Genomic DNA, 16,944 nt, shown 5'->3' on the forward strand with positions numbered 1-16,944 from the left:
CCGGATAGTCGCTACAGCACGGCTACAATGCCGGCATACCGCTGCCGGAAATTTCATGGACTCCATGCTTGCCGCGAGCCGGAAGACTCTGCGTTCGCCCATGTCGCTGTTCCTGATCGTCCCGGCCCTGCTGCCATTCGGGCGCAGCGCGGAACTGGGCACGTTGGCATGTGTCGTCGGGCTGCTGGTGCTGGTGTCGCGAAATGGCTGGCGAGGCCTGCACCGCCGTCCGGCGGCGAGCCTGTTGATGATCCTGCTGGCCGCCTATATCGGAGCCGCGCTGCTCTCTGCGCCGGACTCGGTCGCGCCGGCCAAGAGCTGGTCGACGGTGGCAGTGCTTCTGCGCTATCTGCCGCTGGGCCTGTTTGCATGCCTGGTGCTGGGTGATTCGCGTTCCCTGCGTGCCCTGTATGCGGGTGTTGCCGTGCTGGTGGGGCTATGGGCGGTTGCGGCCTGGGTACAGATGCTGACCGGCTGGAGCATCAGGGGGGCATCGACGGGCGTCTATCTGACCGGATTGTTCGGTGACGATCTGAAGTTCGGCCCGACTCTTGCCGTGTTGTCACCATTCGCGCTGTGGTGGGGGCGAAAGCATTGGGGCTGGCGTGGCCTGCTGGCCGTGTTCGTGCTGCTGCTGGGGCCGGTGCTGCTGGCGGGCGCGCGCTCGGCCTGGATCTGCTATGCCCTGGTCGCGCTGGCGTTCGCATGGCGTGAGGCGGCTTCGCCACGGCGCTTCATGATGTTCTGCGTGGCGGGCTTGATCCTGCTTGCCCTGGCCGGTGGCATCGCTTGGAAGGTGTCCGTGCGTTTCGATGCGCGCGTGCAGCGCTCGCTGGCCCTGTTCCAGGGTAGCGAGCAGGGCGTGAATACCGCGCTGACCGGCCGGGTGGATATCTGGCGGACCACGCTGCGGATGATTGCCGCGCATCCGTTCAACGGGGTGGGCGTGCGGGGTTACCGTTATGCCTACCCGGCGTATGCATCGCCGCACGATCACTTCGTAGTGGCCGAGCCATGCGGTCCGGGGCAGGGCGCCTGCCATCCGCATCAGGTCGTGCTGGAAGTGCTCGCCGGTACCGGGTTCCTGGGCCTGTCCCTGTGGCTGGCGGCACTGGTCTGGGCCATCCGGGCGTGGCGCCGGGTGGGTGTGACGGCACGTGGGCAGGCGTTTCCGGCAACCGTGGCGTTGGCGGCGATGCTGTTTCCGTTGAACAGTCACCTGGCTTTCTATTCCGCTTGGTGGGGACTGCTGTTCGCCTGGCTGCTGGCGTTGTGGTGCGCGGCCCTGTATGCGGTGCCGGAGGAAAAACATGACGTCGCGTGAACCGCTGTCGGTGGTTGTGATCACCTACAACAACGCCGACACCCTGGACGCATGTCTGCGCGAGGTGGACTGGGCCGACGAGATCGTGGTGCTCGACTCCGGTTCCAACGACGACACGGTGGCGATCGCGCGCCGACACGGTGCGCGCGTGGAAGTGCACCCGTTCGACGATTACGGTCCGCAGAAGCAGCGGGCGATCGACCTGGCCCGGCATGACTGGGTTCTCAACCTGGATGCGGACGAGATCCTGTCGCCCGGCACGCGCGAAGTGATCGAAAACGCGCTGGTCGATCCGCGGCATGCCGGTTTCCGGCTGCCGCGCCGCGAGCGGATGTTCTGGACGGTGCAGCACCGCTGGAGTCATCGCAACGGCCATTTACGTCTGTTCGATCGCCGCAGGGGCGGCATGAACGACGTGGAAGTACATGCTGCGGTCGAAGTGCGCGGGCCGGTCAGGACGTTGCGTCGGGCGGATTTCGTCAATGATGGCGACGGCGATATCGCCACCCGGGTCGAGAAGATCAACCGCTACACCACGGGCATGGTGGCCTACAAGCTGCGCAAGCGGCAGCGCTTCGCCGGGCTTCGCATGCTGTTCTACCCGCCGCTGTTCTTCGTTCGCCAGTATCTGGTGAAACGCTATTTTCTCAACGGCTGGGCCGGCTTCATCGCCAGCGTCAGTGGTGCCTTCTATGTATTCCTGAAGTACGCCAAGCTTCATGAGGCGAGGCGGAAGTAGGTGGCTGTTTCACAAGCCTGAGGAACGCGGCGGCCACGGCCTGTTCGCTGAAGCGCTGGGCGACGAATTCACGGCCGTTCTCGGCAAGGCGCTGGCGGCAATCGGTATCGCACAGGGTCAGGATGCCCTCCCTCCACGCGGCGATGTCGCCTGGTGGCAGCAGCAAGCCGGTCACGCCGGGTTCGAGGGTTTCCGGAATTCCGCCAATGGCGCTGCCCAGTACCGGCGTGCCCGAGGCCTGCGCCTCCACCAGGACGCGGCCGAAGGCCTCGGGCATGGTCGAAGGCAGCGCCAGTATCGAGAACACGTTGTAGTACGGCGACGCATCGTCGATCCAGCCGGTCAGTCGGTGTCGCCGTGCCAGTGCCGGGTCCAGCGCGCGAAGTCGTTCGCGCAGCTCGGCCATGCCCAGTCCATCGCCCAGCCAGACGCAGTGCAGGCGTGGCTCGGTCCGCATTGCCTGGCAGGCGGCTTCGAACAGGGTGAACACGCCCTTGCCGCCGTGGATGCGGCCGACATAGCCGAGCACGATGTCTTCCGCTGCCAGCCCGAGTTGCTGGAGCAGGGCGGCGCGGCGCCGGGGGTCGGGACGGTGGGCGGCGGTGTCGATCGGGTTGTACAGGACATCCACCCGTTCCGCTGGTGCGCCCTGCTCGATGTAGATGCGGCGTGCGTAGTTCGAAACGGCAACGAAGTGATCTGCAAGGCGCGGAACCAGATAGCCGGACAGCCGGTGCATCGGCGGAATGCGATGCCGGAACAGGGCCACCGGAATACGCAGCAACCGGCCAAGAATCAGCAGCGGCCAGTACTCCTTGCCGAAATCGCCCACGATCAGGTCGGCACGGCAGTGGCGCGCGGCACGCAGGATGCCGACGTAGCCGCGCAGGTCGACGACGTTGCGCAGGCGGGCCGTGCGAACCTCGATCTCGCCGTCGGCCAGGTTCTGGCGTATCCAGCCCTGGGGGTGCACCAGTGCCACGACGTGATGGCCGCTGCGGCTCATGGCGCGGGCAAGTGCCACGAAGTGGGTTTCGGCGCCACCCACGCGCGGACTGGTGCCGACGAATAGCAGGTTCATCGCCGGCGGTCCTCGTAGCCGGTCAGTATGCGGCTGGCGAACTGCGGCAACACGTGCTGCCGCACCACCGGAACGCGCGGCAACTGCCAGAGGTCCATGCCGGCCCGTGCCCGTCCGCGCCGGGTGGTGGTGGCGGCATCGAAGCCGGCCGCACGGGCCGCTTCGGCCACGTGTTCGTTCATGTCGCCGTAGGGGTAGCAGAACTGGCTGACAGGCTGGCCCAGCAGATTCTCGAGGTCGGCCTTGCAGCCGCCGATTTCATCCTGCATCCGGCTGGGCTGCAATTGGGTCAGGTGGGGGTGGGTGCGGGTATGCGCACCGACTTCCATGCCACCCGCATGCCAGGCGCGCATCTGCGTCGGCGTCATCATGGGCTTGCGCACGCTCAGCTTGTCCGCATCCCAGGTGTTGTGCTGTCCGAGCGCACCACTGACGACATAGCAGGTCGCGCTAAAGCGGTACCGTTGCAGCACCGGGAGGGCGGCGTCGAGGTTGTCGGCGTAGCCGTCGTCCAGGGTGATAACAGCGACGCGTCCGGACTTCTCGCCGCGGAGGTAGGGCATGGCGGCCGACATCGACAGCCCGGTATAGCCAAGTCGATGCAGCAGCCACATCTGACGTGCGAAAGCACCCGGATTCACATACAGGCTGCGATTCCGCTTCACCTCGCGTGGCAGGCGGGCGATGTTGTGGTACATCAGAATGGGAATCGGCACGGCCGGGTGTCCAGATGCGTTCATGCATGCCTCCATCGCCGGCAACGGTCGCGCCATGGGCTCGGATCGCGCTGCGGCGGGGTGGGGATAGAGCACGCTCAGGTGCGCTTTTTAACAGTCCTGGCTGACGCCGGCCTGTCAGCTGTGTGTTCAGTAGACCGCCGGCAGGCCTTCGGGGCGGGTCTTGAAGCGTTTGTGCACCCAAAGGTATTGCTCGGGCGCCTCGCGTGCCATCTGTTCGATGCAGGTATTGACGCGGGCGGTGTCGTCAAGCACGTCGGTGCTGGGCAGGTCGGCCAGCGGTGCGCCAAGGCGCAGAGCGTAACCGGCATCGCCGGGCAGGCGTCGGTGGAAAAAGGGGATCACCACGGCATTACCCAGACGCGCCAGGTGGTGGGTGGCGGTGATGGTGGCGGCCGGCACGCCGAAAAACGGCACGAACACGCTGTCTTTGCTGCGCATGTCCTGATCCGGCGCGTACCACAGGATGCCGCCGTTGCGCAGGTACTTCACCGTGCCACGGATGTCGTCCTTCTCGAACATGGCGTTGGCATAGCTGAGTCGGGCGCGCAGCACCGCCCATTCGAATGCGGCCGAATCCATGCGCCGGTACATGCCTGCGATGCCGATCTGCCGCGACACCAGTCGGCCGCACAGCTCGAGGTGCGAGAAGTGGCCGCCGACAAGCAATACGCCTCGCCCCTGTGTGTGCGCGTCTTCCAGGTGCTCGAGGCCTTCAAATGTGACCGGTACGTTCGCGACGGCGCGATCCGTGCCCATCCAGCCCAGCGCGAACTCCACCATCATCAGACCGATATCACGCAGATGGGCGTTCACCAGGGCCGCTCGCGCATCGGCATCGAGTTCGGGAAAGCACAGGGCGATATTGGTCTCGGCGATGTGGCGCCGTGGCGACGGAAATCGCTGGACGATGGCACCCAGGAGACGGCCCAATGCCATCAGTGCCGGGCGCGGCAGGCGGGCGATCAGGTGAAGTGCACCGACACCGATCCAAGCCGGCCAATGGCGTGGCGCGAGCAGTGAACGACTGAAGGCGGGGCGGGGCATACCGGGCATCCGCGGCATTGTACCGGCGCCCATGCCATCTGTCCGGCGATGGTGCCGGTGCTTGGCTATACTGCGCGATCTGCCAGAGGGAATTGCGTTGCGTTATCTGTATACCTTGGTGATGTATCTGGCCGCGCCGTTGATGGTGCTGCGACTGCTCACCCGTGGCGTGCGCTATGGCAATTACCATCAACGCTGGTCCGAGCGCTTCGGCGTGTTCGATGTTCCCGGAGGTGTCGGCGGTTGCCTCTGGGTCCACGCCGTATCGGTGGGCGAAGTGAACGCAGCCGAGCCCTTGGTGAAGGCGTTGCGCGTCGACTATCCCAATGCGCCGCTGGTCGTCACGACTGTCACCCCGACCGGATCCGCGCGTGTGCAGCAGTTGTTCGGCAACGACGTGTTCCATGTCTATCTGCCCTATGACCTGCCGTTTTCGGTCAAGCGCTTCCTGAAACGTCTGCGGCCGCGCCTGGCATTGATTGTGGAGACGGAGATCTGGCCGAACCTGTATTTCGCCTGCAGGCGGCGCGGCGTTCCCCTGATGATCGTCAATGCGCGGTTGTCCGAACGTTCGCTGCGTGGCTACCGCCCACTGGCATCGGTGGTGCGCGCGGCGCTGCGTGGTGTCCGGGTGGCGGCCCAGTCCGAAGCGGATGCGGCACGCTACCGTTCGCTGGGGGCGGACTCCGATCTGATCACGGTCAGCGGCAACCTCAAGTTCGACATGCCGGTACCGTACGACGCGGTTTCTGCCGGCGAAAACCTGCAGCAGCAATGGGGCAGGCAGCGGCCGGTCTGGATCGCGGCGAGCACGCACGAGGGCGAGGAAGTGTCGGTATTGCAGGCGCATCAGGCCGTGCTCAAGCACATGCCGGACGCCCTGCTGCTGATCGCGGCGCGTCATCCCGAGCGCTTCAAGGCTGTCGAGCATGCCGTGCGAAGTCTTGGCTTCATTACCGCCATGCGCAGCGTCGAGCGCGTGCCGGACGCAACGCATCAGGTTTTCGTGATCGATTCGATGGGCGAACTGATGCCTTTTTTCGCCGCTTCGGACGTGGCGTTCGTGGGAGGCAGCCTTGCGCCGATCGGCGGCCACAATGTGCTGGAGCCGGCAGCATTGTCGCGACCGGTCCTGGTGGGGCCGCAGACCTTCAATTTCGAGGAAATCACCCTGACCCTGATCCGTGAAGGCGGTGGCAGGCGGATTGCCGGCGAAAGCGAGCTGGCACCGGCGGTGCTGGAGTTGCTGTCGGACCCCGGGATGCGGGAGCGGATGGGGCGGTCCGCGCGCAGGGTGTTCGACAGCGAGCGGGGCGCTGTACGCCGCGTCATGCAGCTGGTCGATGCGATGCTGCAGGAATGACGGATGAGCTCGCCGTGAAGTCTTGGTCATGACAGCGGCGGATACACAAAGGCCGGGCAATGCCCGGCCTTTGTGTATCCGCATGCGCAGTGCGTGTGCTTACTGCAGCAGCGCGTTGATCGATTCCAGATCCTGCAGGTCAGCAGTGCCGGCGGCCTGCTTCAGCAGCAGGCGGTCGAGAATGAGCTGATGCCGGTTCTGTGAATAGGTGCTCTCGGCCGAGGTCAGGGTCTGGATCGCCAGCAGCACGTCGGTCATCGTCTGAGTGCCCACCTGGAAGCCGGCGCGGGTGGCGTCCAGCGCCTTCTCGCCCGATTGCACCGCAGCCTTGCCGGACTGTACCTGGCTGATGCCGGCCAGAACCGAGCGGTAGTAGTTCAGCGTGTCGCGCTTGATCAGGCGGCGCTCGCTTTCCAGGGAGTCCTGGGCAGCATTGCGCTGGTCGATCGACTGACGCACAACGGACTGGGTATAGCCGCCGGAAAACAGCGGTACGGTCAGGGTCAGGCCGACGGTGGTGCCGTATCGACCGTTGCCCGAAATACTGGCGGCGGAATGGTTTTCGAACCAGGTAGTGTCCTTGCCGCGCGACAGCGAAGCGCTGAGCGTGGGCAGGTGGTTGGCGCGCGCGGCATTGACGCTGTGCTCGGCCGCCGCCACGTTGAATTGCTGGGACAGCACACTGGGGTTGTTCTCCAGGGCCTTGTCCACCCAGGCCTGGGGATTGTCGGGCGAAGGCAGAGTCAGCGGCAGGTTGTCACGCAGCTTCTTCAAGGTACCGACGGGCTGGCCCGTGATCTGGGTCAGCGCCTCGCGGTCGTCGTCCAGCGTGTTCTGGGCGGTCAGCGTCTCTGCCTTGGCTCCTTCGTAGTACGACTTGGCCTGGTAGACATCGGTGATCGCCGACAGGCCGGCGCTGAAGCGCGCATTGGCTTCGTCATACTGCTGCTTGTAGGCGCTCTCGTTGGCCTTGGCGTAGGACAACTGGTCCTCGGCAGTCAGCACGTTGAAGTAGGCCGTGGCCACCCGGACATAGAGATCCTGCTGCGCCGCGCGATAGGTCTGGTCCTGCGCGTCGGCGCTGGAGTGCGCGGCACGCAGGTTGGCGATGTCATGCAGGTTGAACACGCTCTGGGTCAGCGTGGCCGAATAATTGCGATCACGGGTGTAGCCGCTGCTGCCACCTTCCAGTCCGGAGTTGAACGAGCCGCCAGTGGTGTTCTGGGTGAGACTCCCACTGGCGGTGATCTGAGGCAGCAACGCGGAACGCGCCTGGGTGATGCCTTCCTCGGTGCTCGCACGCTGGGCGTCGGCCTGTGCCAGTACCGGATCATTGGCCAGCGCCTGATGATAGGCATCCATCAGGTCCTCGCCGTGGCTCGGCAGGGAGACTGCCGCCATGGAAAGTGCAAGGGCCAGAAGCTTCAAGCGCATGAGTTTTGCCTCGTGGAATAGGTGTCAGAAAACGAACGGGCGCGGCGGTTCGGCGTGGGCGAGGTAAGGCAGGTCGGTCTCGAACAGGCTTTCCTCGCGGAAGCGGCCCTGGCCTTCCTGGGTGAACATCATCACGTGCTGCACCGGCGATTCGCCGCGCACGGCAAGCAGGCGTCCACCGGGCTTCAGCCAGGCAAGGAAACGCTCCGGAATACGGAATACGGCGCCGGTGACCACGACCGCGTCGAACAGTCCCTGCGGCTGCCAGTTGTTGACCGCCTCGCCGGTGGCGAGCTCGACATTGGTGATGCCGGCCGTACGCAGGCGTTCGCCGGCGGCGGCGGTGAAGTCGGCATGCATGTCGACGCTGACCACGTTGCCGGCGAGGTTGGCGAGGCAGGCAGCGAGGAAGCCGGAGCCGGTGCCGATTTCCAGCACCCGTTCACCGGGCTTGAGGTCCAGCGCTTGCAGCACGCGTCCTTCGATGACCGGCTTCATCATCACTTCGCCATGACCCAGCGGCAGGCACAGGTCGGCGAACGCGAGCTGGCGATGTTCCGGCGCGACGAAATCCTCGCGGCGAACGCGACCGAGCACGTCGAGCACGCGGGCATCCAGTACTTCCCAGGGGCGTACCTGGTTTTCAACCATGTTGACTCGCGCCTGCTCGAAGTTCATCGCCATTGTGCTCATGTCCCGTAACGATCGAAAAAGGTCAGATAGGATAAGGGTTTGTGGCCTGTTTCGACAACGACTAGCCTGCGACCTGGGCCGTGTTGCACGAAGTGCCGGAAGTCATCGCGCGAATATGACCTGCGTCATGCGCCCAAGCGTGTGGGCATGCTCCAATCCACTTCGACATGCGTCGATGCGGCTGTGCGGTGGATCGGCAACTGCGACAGGGCGGCGATCGTCGCCAGCCCCAGTGACGGGTCGAGGTGCCGGATACGGGTCAGCAGCGTGCTTTTGCGTTGCCTCGATGCAAGGCAGAGCCATGCCAGCCAGCGTGCCAGGCGATGCCGCTCGATAGCATCCAGGCCAACAAGGCTGGCGCGGGCATCAAAAATGCCGCGGCGGGCGCCGGAATGGCTCCGTTCAAGCCACGCAGCCAGTACCCGCTGGGCATGGCGGTAGCTTGCCGTGAGAGCCATTTCTGCGACAGTAGCCATCATGTGTGGTGATTCGTCGGCGTTCAGCAAATAATTAAACCGTGTCGTATAATAAAGTCGATCCCCGGATTTGTGAAGGTATTCGTATGAGCTCGATCCCGCAGACCAAGCCGCACGGGCCAGGCCGGCCCAAGGACATGGAAAAGCGGGCCGCCATTCTCGAAGCGGCGAAATCCCTGTTCATCCACAATGCCTTCGCGGGCACCAGCATGGATGCGGTCGCGTCCGAGGCGGGTGTGTCCAAGCTCACGGTCTACAGTCACTTCGGCGACAAGGACAATCTGTTCCGGGAAGTGATTCGCTCGCACATCCAGGACCTGCTTCCTGAAGAAACCTACGGTTTCGATGCGGGCGCCGATATTCGCGAGACGCTCATGCGAGTCGCGTTGGCCCATGCCCGGCTGGACTGTGACCGCCAGACCGTCGGCACCTTCCGCGCCATCCTCAGCGACTGCCGCCAGGGTAACCCGCGCTACGGTCGGCTGATGTGGGAAGAGGGCTCGATGCGGACGCATGCCCTGATGGAACGCTTGCTGCAGCAAGCGGTTGACGCCGGCAAGCTGGAGATCGCCGATGTGCCGCGTGCCGCCGTTCAGTTCATGGCGCTGGTCAAGGGCAACCTGATGATGCGGCGCATGTTCGGCTGTGTCGAATGTGACGACAGCTATGCCGTGGAGATCGAGGCCAACGCGCGCGCGGGTGTCGAAACCTTCCTACGGGCCTATCTGCCGCGCTGAATCTCGGCAACCCGGGCCTCTGCGCGAGGTGGGCGGGATCCATTCATCGACACAATAACTACCGAGGCTGGCTTGCGCCGACCCCGGTAGTGCTGGGTATTGCCGTATTACCAGCCGGCCAGGGTGAGTTTGCCGATCGTGCGGCCCGATTCCAGTCTGCGGTGCGCTTCGCGCAGGTTCGCCGCACTGATCGGAGCCAGGTTCTCGCGCTGGATGCCCTTCAGTGTGCCGTTGTCCAGCAGTGCGGCCACGCGGGCAAGGATGCGCCCCTGCTCGGCCATGTCTGCCGTGCGGAAGCGTGACCGGGCGAACATCAGCTCCCAGTGGATACCGATGCACTTGGCCTTGTAGGGATCGCCGATCTTCAGCGCCCCTGTCGGTTCCACGATCAGTCCCACGTGCCCCTGTGGCGCCAGCAGTTCGCCAAGTTCGTTCCAGTAGCGATCGGTATCTGCCAGATTGATCGCAGCGTCGATCTGCGGGAGGCCAAGCGCGGTGAGTTGCGGCGTCAGTGCTTCGCGGTGATTGATCACGTGATGTGCGCCCATCGCGCGGCACCACGCCACTGTTTCGGTGCGTGATGCCGTGGCGATGACCGTAAAGCCGGCAAGGCGTGCCAGCTGGATCGCGATTGAGCCGACCCCGCCGGCACCGCCGATGATCAGCAGGGTCTTGCCTTCGCCGCCTTGTGCACTGTCGAATGGCATGCGCTGGAACAGCAGCTCCCAGGCAGTGATCGCCACCAGTGGTATCGCGGCGGCCTGGGCGAAGTCCATCGAGCTGGGCATTATCGCGGCCAGGCGTGCGTCGACGAGCTGGAACTCGGCATTGCTGCCCGGCCGTGTCACGTCGCCGGCGTAGTACACGCGATCGCCGGGCCGGAACCCTTCGACGGCATCCCCAACCGCTTCAACCACGCCCGCGGCGTCATAGCCGAGTACCTTGGGCTGTGCTTCCACCTGGGCCTTGGGCGAACGGATCTTGGTATCGACCGGATTCACCGAAACCGCCTCCACGCGGACCTTGAGATCATGCTCGCCGGGCATTGGATCAGGCAGCTCCACGTCGAGCAGCGAGGATGGATCTTCGATCGGCAGATAGTGTGTGAGGGCGATGGCTTTCATGACATGGACTCCGTGAATGAGGTGGACAGTCGGTCAGCTGTCAGTTTCGAGTGTCGAGGATAGGGCCGCATGTTCGCCCGGGCACCGCGTGTTCGCTGCGCAGTGCATGCCACGCCAGTCCTAGGCCGCCGAGCCCGACCAGGGCGGCGACCCATGGCAGTGCGGCCAGGCCGGGCCCGTGCGCGATCACCATGCCGCCAAGCCAGGCGCCCATGGCATTGCCAAGGTTGAACGCGCCGATATTGAGGCTGGACGCCAGGCTTGGTGCGCCGGCGGCTTGTCGTAGCACCCACAGTTGCAGCGGCGACACGGTGGCGAAAGCACTCACGCCGAGCAGGGCGATGAACATGACCGTCAACGATTTACTGTGCAGTACCAGGCCCATCATGCCCAGTACCACCACCAGCATCGCCAGCGTCACTACCAGCGCCATCGACACCCGGCGGTCGGCAAGGCGGCCGCCGAGCAGGTTGCCCACGATCATGCCCACGCCGAACACAAGCAGGATCGGTGATACCGCGGTGTCTTCGAAACCGCTGACCTGGGTCAATAGAGGTTCGATATAGGTGTAGACCAGAAACACACCGGCGAAGCCCAGTACGGTCATCAACAAGCCACGCAAGACAGCTGCGCTGGCGATGGCCCGCAGTTCGGCGCGCACTGCTATCGGGGCGTCATCGCCGTGCTCGGGTGGAACCAGCGCGGCGACCACCAGCATCGCCAGCAGGCCGATCGCGCTGACTGCCCAGAACGTGGCGCGCCAGCCGAAATGCAGCCCCAGCCATGCGCCGGCCGGGACCCCAAGCAAGGTGGCGATGGTGAGACCGGTGAACATGATCGAGAGCGCCGAGGCCTTGCGCTCTTCCGATACCAGCGTGGTGGCGACCACCGAACCGACACCGAAGAAAGTGCCGTGGGCCAGCGAGGTGAGGACACGCGCGGCCATCAGCAGCGGATAGTTCGGTGCCACGGCACAGGCCAGATTGCCCAGCGTGAAAATCAACATCAAGGCCAGCAGCACGGACTTGCGTGGCATCCGGTGGGTGGCCAGGGTCAGCAGCGGGGCACCGGCGAAGACGCCCAGCGCATAGCCGGAGATCAGCAGGCCGGCGGCAGCGATGCTGACATGCAGGCTGGCGGCGACCTGCTCGAGCAGGCCCATGATCACGAATTCAGTGGTGCCGATGCCGAAGGCGCCGGCGGCGAGTGCGTACAGTGCCAGAGGCGTGCGGGCACGCGAAGGCGCGGTGGTCATGGGGCGGGTCCGAAGCTAAACCAGGCGCCAGCGTAGGCACTTGCTGTTTATGGATAAACCACCAGAATGGTTATTCATTATCAATAAACGGTTGAATATTGTGGATCGCCTGGACGATCTTGCGTTGTTTCTGCGGGTGCTGGACCTGGGGTCGATCAGTGCGGCTGCGCGCAGCCTTGGTCTATCGGTGGCGGTCGCCAGCCAGCGACTCAAGCGGCTGGAGCGTGAACTGGGCGTGCGCCTGCTGCAACGGACCACACGCAGTCTGCATGCCACCCCCGAAGGCGCCGAGCTGGCCGCACAAGGGCGTGTCCTGGTCGAGGATCTGGAAGCCCTTACCAGCGGATTGCGCAAAGGTGCCCGGGCGGTTACCGGTACGTTGCGGGTGACCCTGCCTTCATCGTTTGGCCGGCAGTATCTGTCGCCGCTGTTGCCCGAGTTCATGGCACGGCATCCCGGGATCAAGCTCAGCGTGAATCTCAGCGACCAGTTCGTCGATCTGGTCGGTTCCGGCTTCGATCTGGGCATCCGCATCGGCGCACTCGACGATTCGGGCCTGGTGGCACGTCGGCTGGCGGTGAACCGGCGGGTGCTCTGTGCTACCCCGGATTACCTGCGGCAACACGGTACGCCGCGCACGCCGGCCGACCTGTCCGAGCATGAGTGCCTGTTGCTGGTCGGGCGGCATGGCCGGCAGGACCTGTGGCGGCTAACCGATGGTCGCGGACACGAGGTCGTCCAGCGTGTGCAGGGCCATCTGGAAAGCAACGAGGGCGAACTCTTGCGCGATGCGGTGCTGGCCGGACAGGGCATCGCAATGCATTCGATCTGGCATGTGCACGAGGCGCTGCGTGCCGGACGACTGGTGGTGGTCTTGCCCGGCTTCCCGCTGGCGGATACCGGCATCTATGCGGTGATGCCGCAGCGGCGGCTGGTGCCGCCACGCGTTGATGCGTTCGTCGACTTTCTGGCCGGGCATCTGGGTGGCACGCCGTCGTGGGAGCGTGGCCTGGAGGCGTGGAGCGGAGCTGCCGCACATAAATGAAAACGGCGCGTCACCAGGGGCGACGCGCCGTCGATGGCCAGCGATCGGCAGATGCCGGCTTTACTTGGCCTTCTTGTGGCTCTCGATGCCGGCAAGGATGGTCTGACGCGCGGTCTCGGCATTCGCCCAGCCGTCCAGCTTGACCCACTTGCCCTTCTCGAGGTCCTTGTAATGCTCGAAGAAGTGGCCGATGCGCTCGAGCCAGTGACCGGAAACCTGCTCGATATCGTTGATGTGCGAATAGCCGGCGAAGATCTTCGGCGTCGGCACCACCACCAGCTTCTCGTCGCCACCGGCCTCGTCGGTCATCTTCAGCATACCGACCGGGCGGCAGCGGATCACTGCGCCGGGAACCAGCGGAAGCGGCAGGATCACCAGCGCATCGAGCGGGTCGCCATCATCGCCCAGCGTGCCCGGCACGTAGCCATAGTTGCAGGGATAGCGCATGGGCGTGGAGAGGATGCGGTCGACGAAGATCGCGCCCGTGGCCTTGTCGACCTCGTACTTGACCGGCTCGGCATCCTTCGGAATTTCGATGATGACGTTGATGTCGTTCGGCACGTCGCGGCCGGGTTGAACCAGATCCAGACCCATGGGGCGCTCCTCGGAAGCAGATGCGGGGGAGAAAGCCCGTCAGGATACGGCAAATGCTGCGACGCCGCACCATCGAAGCGCCGGGTCCGTGATCGATGCAGAGCCAGGGTTCAGTCGCGCCCGGCCTTTTCCCGGTATGGACGCTCGCGCAGCCATTTGGTGGCGATCCACTTTTCTCCCTTGATCACCGGCAGTCCGGCGTGCAGCGAAGCGGCATCGCCGCCCTCATAGGTGAAGCACACGGCGGCACCACGTTGTGCGGTGACGGTGAGCCCGATCTCGGGGAATGCCGTGCCGCCACCGGCAGCGGGTGTGTTGAGGTACATCACCAGGCTGCCGATGCGCTGTCCACCGGTGGCGGTGATGGCTGCGTAGCCGGGCTGGTGTGGGTCGAACCAGTCCTGGTGCGGCTCGTACTGTTGCCCTGGCAGGTAGTGCAGCACTTGCAGGCCCTCGCCATGATCTACCGGTATGCCGAGCAGGGCCGCGATGCGTGCCTCGATGCGGCGGATCAGCGGCTCTTCGCCCAGCGCGAAGAACATGCCATTGCTGGTGCGGTTCGGGTCGATCTGTTGGCCGCCGTCCACATTCACGGTGCGCGCGCGCTGCAGGCGTGGTTTTGCCAGCTCGATCAGGGCCTCGCACTCGTCCGTGGTCAGCAGCTCGTCGAACACGCGCAACGGCGGTGCCTCCAGGCTCAGCATGACACGCAGGGGGTGCTTGTCGGCCACGATGTGCGGTCCGTCGGGAAGGCGGATGCGGACACTCTTGCCGTGTTGCTGCGGTCGTGCCCGCGCATCGATGGCGCTCACCGGCATCTTCAGTACGTGGGCGAGGATGCGGCGGCTTTCCTGTGGCGAGTAGCCGGTTTCGTGCATCAAGCGGAGCAGGTCGGCCACATTGTGGCCGGCGCGTGTGGTCTCGAGGATCCAGTTGCGCAGTTCGGGACGGATAGGGGCATGGAAACGCATGCGTGGGAGGGGCCTGTCGCGGGAAAACATGCGGCCGGCATGCGTCATGCGGATGCGCCTGCGGCCGGGCGCAAGCTTACTTCAGGCGGCCGCCATCACGAAAATGGCGGCCGCCGCAGGATCTATTTCAGCTCGTTCCAGAGGAAGTTGTAGACCATGGCGTGCATGTGTGCGGACTGCCGGTTGTCCGCGCCGGCGCCGTGGCCGCCCTCGGTGTTCTCGTAGAACCACACCTTGCGGTAGCCCATGCCTTCCATTTTTGCGGCCATCTTGCGCGCCTGGGCAGGGCCGACACGGTCGTCGCTGGTGGTCGTGTAGAACAGCACCGGCGGGTAGTCCGTGCCCTTCTTCACGTTCTGGTAGGGCGAGAATGTCTTGATGAAGGCCCACTGCTTCGGGTCGTCCGGGTTGCCGTACTCGGCGATCCAGGAGGCGCCTGCGGAAAGGTGCGTGTAGCGCTTCATGTCCAGCAAAGGCACTTCGCAGGCGATCGCACCGAACAATTGCGGGTACTCGGTGAGCATGTTGCCTACCAGCAGGCCGCCGTTGCTGCCGCCCTCGGCGCCCAGGTGCTTCGCCGAGGTGACGCCACGGCGGATCAGATCCTCGGCGACAGCGGCGAAATCCTGGTAGGCCTTGGGTCGATTCGCCTTCAGTGCGGCCTGGTGCCAGCGCGGGCCGTATTCGCCGCCGCCGCGTATGTTGGCGACCACGTACACGCCGCCGCGGGAAAGCCAGGCACGCCCGATGCTGCCGCTGTAGTAGGGCAGCAGCGAGATTTCGAAGCCACCGTAGCCATACAGCAGGGTGCGATGGGAGCCGTCGAGTTTCATGCCCTTCGGCGCGATTTCGAAGTAGGGCACGCGGGTGCCGTCCTTCGAGGTGACGAAGTGCTGGCTGACGACGAACTTCGAGGCATCGAAGAAAGCGGGCTCCTGCTTGATGGTCTCGGCCGGACCCTCGCCCAGCACGCCGCGCTCCAGCGAAGACGGGGTGAGGAAGCCGGTCACCGAAAGCCAGTACTCGTCGCTGTGGTCGGGGTCGGTGTCGGCCACGCTGATCGTGCTGAAGCTGGGCGCGCCCGGCAGCGCCTGGTGCAACCAGCGGCCATCGGGCTGCGGGGTGAGCACGTCGAGGCGACTCTTCACGTCGTCCAGCACGTCGATGATCAGGTGGTGACGCGTCCACGCATAGCCGGACAGCGCAGTGTGCGCGTCGGGCGTGAACAGGGCGGTGAAGTCACGCCTGCCGGCCATGAAATCGTCGAACTTGATGGCCAGCAGGGCACCAGAGGGCCAGGTCTTGCCGCCCACGGTCCAGGCCGAGCGCGTCTGCACCAGCAGCCACTGGCGGTGCGCGTCGAAACCGGCGTCGCCGGGAATGTCGAGCTTCTCGAGTTTGCCGTTCTTGCGCAGGAAGTTCTCGGAATGGAAGAAGTCGGTGGCCACACTGACGAAGTCGCGTTCGTAGCCGGGGGTGCGGTCGTGCCAGGCGCTCACGGACAGATCGTCGGGTGAGGCTTCGTAGACCAGCCTGGCGGCGGCGAGCGGGGTGCCGCGGGTCCATTCCTTCACGATGCGTGGGTAGCTGGACCTGGCCATCGAGCCGGGGCCGAAGTCGGTGCCGACATAGATGTGGTCGCGGTCGATCCAGTTGACGAAGTTCTTGGCGAGCGGCAGGTGGAAGCCGTCCTTCACGAACGACTTGGTGGCCAGGTCGAATTCGCGTACCTCCACCGCATCGCCGCCATCGGGCGACAGCGACACCAGGCAGCGCACGTAGGCCGGTTTCAGGCACTGCGCACCCTTGAACACCCAGCGCTTGTCCTCGGCCTTGTTCAGCGCATCGATATCCAGCAGGGTTTCCCAGTGAGGGTCGGTCCTGCGGTATTCCGCCAGCGTGGTACGGCGCCAGATGCCACGCGGGTGCGCCTTGTCCTGCCAGAAGTTGTACAGGTAGTCGCCCATGCGATGAACGTACGGAATGCGCGCATCCGAATTCAGTACCTGCAGTATCCGGTCGAAGCTGCGGGTGAATTCGGGGGAGTCGGCAAAGGCCTTTTCGGTGATGGCGTTCTGGCCCTTGACCCAGGCCATGGCGCGCTGGCCGTGAGTGGCTTCCAGCCACAGATAGGGGTCATTGCCGGCGGCCTGACTGCCGGTTGTCGCTGCGTGGGTCGGGTTCATGCCTGCCAGTGTGGCGCCCAGCGCCAGTGTGATCCAGATGGCGTACTTGCTGACCATGGCGAGTCCTTCGTGATGACGATTGGCATGGGAACCACGAGTGTGGCCGTTATCCCCGGCGGCTGCCCGTGACTAAAGTCA

General features: G+C 64.8%; 16 protein-coding genes. 5 read left to right on the plus strand and 11 right to left on the minus strand.

Annotation, left to right across the window (positions count from 1 at the left end; all coding sequences use genetic code 11):
* The first annotated feature begins 55 nt into the window (after positions 1–55).
* Both RA164_RS02320 and RA164_RS02325 read left to right on the plus strand, forming a co-directional pair.
* Entirely contained in the window at positions 56–1,324 is a 1,269-nt protein-coding gene (locus tag RA164_RS02320) for an O-antigen ligase family protein (RefSeq protein WP_329742375.1), read from the plus strand.
* Positions 1,311–2,063: a glycosyltransferase family 2 protein gene (locus RA164_RS02325; protein WP_329742376.1), complete on the plus strand. Its 753-nt coding sequence runs from the start codon at positions 1,311–1,313 to the stop codon at positions 2,061–2,063. The genes RA164_RS02320 and RA164_RS02325 overlap by 14 nt, the downstream gene beginning before the upstream one ends.
* Here the strand turns inward: RA164_RS02325 and RA164_RS02330 are convergent.
* The 3 genes from RA164_RS02330 to lpxL all read right to left on the minus strand — a co-directional run bounded on the left by RA164_RS02330 (position 2,002) and on the right by lpxL (position 4,928).
* Positions 2,002–3,144: a glycosyltransferase family 4 protein gene (locus RA164_RS02330; RefSeq protein ID WP_329742377.1), complete on the minus strand. Its 1,143-nt coding sequence runs from the start codon at positions 3,142–3,144 to the stop codon at positions 2,002–2,004. The two genes, RA164_RS02325 and RA164_RS02330, sit on opposite strands and share 62 nt — an antisense overlap.
* Positions 3,141–3,884, minus strand: coding sequence for a polysaccharide deacetylase family protein (locus tag RA164_RS02335; protein WP_329742378.1), 744 nt, complete (start codon positions 3,882–3,884; stop codon positions 3,141–3,143). The genes RA164_RS02330 and RA164_RS02335 overlap by 4 nt, the downstream gene beginning before the upstream one ends.
* Before the next feature lie 126 nt (positions 3,885–4,010).
* Positions 4,011–4,928, minus strand: a complete 918-nt coding sequence (gene lpxL / locus RA164_RS02340) for an LpxL/LpxP family Kdo(2)-lipid IV(A) lauroyl/palmitoleoyl acyltransferase (protein ID WP_329742379.1) — start codon at positions 4,926–4,928, stop codon at positions 4,011–4,013.
* Positions 4,929–5,049: 121 nt separating this feature from the next.
* On the opposite strand from lpxL, the gene waaA reads away from it, so the two are divergent.
* Entirely contained in the window at positions 5,050–6,291 is a 1,242-nt protein-coding gene (gene waaA, locus RA164_RS02345; protein ID WP_329743461.1) for a lipid IV(A) 3-deoxy-D-manno-octulosonic acid transferase, read from the plus strand.
* A 99-nt stretch (positions 6,292–6,390) separates the two neighbouring features.
* Here waaA and RA164_RS02350 read toward each other — a convergent pair whose 3' ends face one another.
* The 3 genes from RA164_RS02350 to RA164_RS02360 all read right to left on the minus strand — a co-directional run bounded on the left by RA164_RS02350 (position 6,391) and on the right by RA164_RS02360 (position 8,924).
* On the minus strand, positions 6,391–7,725 hold the full coding sequence (locus RA164_RS02350; protein ID WP_329742380.1) for a TolC family outer membrane protein: 1,335 nt from the start codon (positions 7,723–7,725) through the stop codon (positions 6,391–6,393).
* 24 nt (positions 7,726–7,749) lie between these two features.
* Positions 7,750–8,409: a protein-L-isoaspartate O-methyltransferase family protein gene (locus RA164_RS02355; protein WP_329743462.1), complete on the minus strand. Its 660-nt coding sequence runs from the start codon at positions 8,407–8,409 to the stop codon at positions 7,750–7,752.
* Positions 8,410–8,543: 134 nt separating this feature from the next.
* Entirely contained in the window at positions 8,544–8,924 is a 381-nt protein-coding gene (locus RA164_RS02360; RefSeq protein WP_329742381.1) for a hypothetical protein, read from the minus strand.
* A 56-nt stretch (positions 8,925–8,980) separates the two neighbouring features.
* On the opposite strand from RA164_RS02360, the gene RA164_RS02365 reads away from it, so the two are divergent.
* Complete coding sequence (locus RA164_RS02365) at positions 8,981–9,631, plus strand: TetR/AcrR family transcriptional regulator (protein ID WP_329742382.1); 651 nt, start codon at positions 8,981–8,983, stop codon at positions 9,629–9,631.
* A gap of 107 nt (positions 9,632–9,738) precedes the next feature.
* Here the strand turns inward: RA164_RS02365 and RA164_RS02370 are convergent, their stop codons facing one another.
* Positions 9,739–10,755, minus strand: a complete 1,017-nt coding sequence (locus RA164_RS02370; RefSeq protein ID WP_329742383.1) for a zinc-binding alcohol dehydrogenase family protein — start codon at positions 10,753–10,755, stop codon at positions 9,739–9,741.
* A gap of 40 nt (positions 10,756–10,795) precedes the next feature.
* Positions 10,796–12,010 (minus strand): MFS transporter, encoded by a 1,215-nt coding sequence (locus RA164_RS02375; RefSeq protein WP_329742384.1) that lies wholly within the window; start codon positions 12,008–12,010, stop codon positions 10,796–10,798.
* Positions 12,011–12,110: 100 nt separating this feature from the next.
* On the opposite strand from RA164_RS02375, the gene RA164_RS02380 reads away from it, so the two are divergent.
* Complete coding sequence (locus RA164_RS02380; RefSeq protein ID WP_329743463.1) at positions 12,111–13,055, plus strand: LysR family transcriptional regulator; 945 nt, start codon at positions 12,111–12,113, stop codon at positions 13,053–13,055.
* Positions 13,056–13,115: 60 nt separating this feature from the next.
* On the opposite strand, the gene ppa is transcribed toward RA164_RS02380, so the two are convergent.
* From ppa to RA164_RS02395, 3 genes are all read right to left on the minus strand, one after another.
* The gene (gene ppa / locus RA164_RS02385; RefSeq protein WP_329742385.1) at positions 13,116–13,649 is read right to left on the minus strand and encodes an inorganic diphosphatase; all 534 of its coding nucleotides are present in this window, start codon (positions 13,647–13,649) and stop codon (positions 13,116–13,118) included.
* A gap of 110 nt (positions 13,650–13,759) precedes the next feature.
* A complete protein-coding gene (locus RA164_RS02390) occupies positions 13,760–14,620 on the minus strand; it encodes a 2OG-Fe(II) oxygenase (protein ID WP_329742386.1) in 861 nt (286 codons plus the stop codon).
* Positions 14,621–14,742: 122 nt separating this feature from the next.
* Entirely contained in the window at positions 14,743–16,863 is a 2,121-nt protein-coding gene (locus RA164_RS02395; protein WP_329742387.1) for a prolyl oligopeptidase family serine peptidase, read from the minus strand.
* Positions 16,864–16,944 lie beyond the last annotated feature (81 nt).

The organism is Dyella sp. A6, from assembly GCF_036320485.1.
In the GTDB taxonomy this organism is placed as follows: domain Bacteria; phylum Pseudomonadota; class Gammaproteobacteria; order Xanthomonadales; family Rhodanobacteraceae; genus Rhodanobacter_A; species Rhodanobacter_A aluminiiresistens.

Excerpts from the sequence above, each read along its gene's own strand:
- RA164_RS02320 (WP_329742375.1), top strand. The coding sequence starts at position 56 with ATGGACTCCATGCTTGCCGCGAGCCGGAAGACTCTGCGTTCGCCCATG.
- RA164_RS02325 (WP_329742376.1), top strand. The coding sequence starts at position 1,311 with ATGACGTCGCGTGAACCGCTGTCGGTGGTTGTGATCACCTACAACAAC.
- RA164_RS02330 (WP_329742377.1), bottom strand. The coding sequence starts at position 3,144 with ATGAACCTGCTATTCGTCGGCACCAGTCCGCGCGTGGGTGGCGCCGAA.
- RA164_RS02335 (WP_329742378.1), bottom strand. The coding sequence starts at position 3,884 with ATGAACGCATCTGGACACCCGGCCGTGCCGATTCCCATTCTGATGTAC.
- lpxL (WP_329742379.1), bottom strand. The coding sequence starts at position 4,928 with ATGCCCCGCCCCGCCTTCAGTCGTTCACTGCTCGCGCCACGCCATTGG.
- waaA (WP_329743461.1), top strand. The coding sequence starts at position 5,050 with ATGTATCTGGCCGCGCCGTTGATGGTGCTGCGACTGCTCACCCGTGGC.
- RA164_RS02350 (WP_329742380.1), bottom strand. The coding sequence starts at position 7,725 with ATGCGCTTGAAGCTTCTGGCCCTTGCACTTTCCATGGCGGCAGTCTCC.
- RA164_RS02355 (WP_329743462.1), bottom strand. The coding sequence starts at position 8,409 with ATGGCGATGAACTTCGAGCAGGCGCGAGTCAACATGGTTGAAAACCAG.
- RA164_RS02365 (WP_329742382.1), top strand. The coding sequence starts at position 8,981 with ATGAGCTCGATCCCGCAGACCAAGCCGCACGGGCCAGGCCGGCCCAAG.
- RA164_RS02370 (WP_329742383.1), bottom strand. The coding sequence starts at position 10,755 with ATGAAAGCCATCGCCCTCACACACTATCTGCCGATCGAAGATCCATCC.
- RA164_RS02375 (WP_329742384.1), bottom strand. The coding sequence starts at position 12,010 with ATGACCACCGCGCCTTCGCGTGCCCGCACGCCTCTGGCACTGTACGCA.
- ppa (WP_329742385.1), bottom strand. The coding sequence starts at position 13,649 with ATGGGTCTGGATCTGGTTCAACCCGGCCGCGACGTGCCGAACGACATC.
- RA164_RS02390 (WP_329742386.1), bottom strand. The coding sequence starts at position 14,620 with ATGCGTTTCCATGCCCCTATCCGTCCCGAACTGCGCAACTGGATCCTC.
- RA164_RS02395 (WP_329742387.1), bottom strand. The coding sequence starts at position 16,863 with ATGGTCAGCAAGTACGCCATCTGGATCACACTGGCGCTGGGCGCCACA.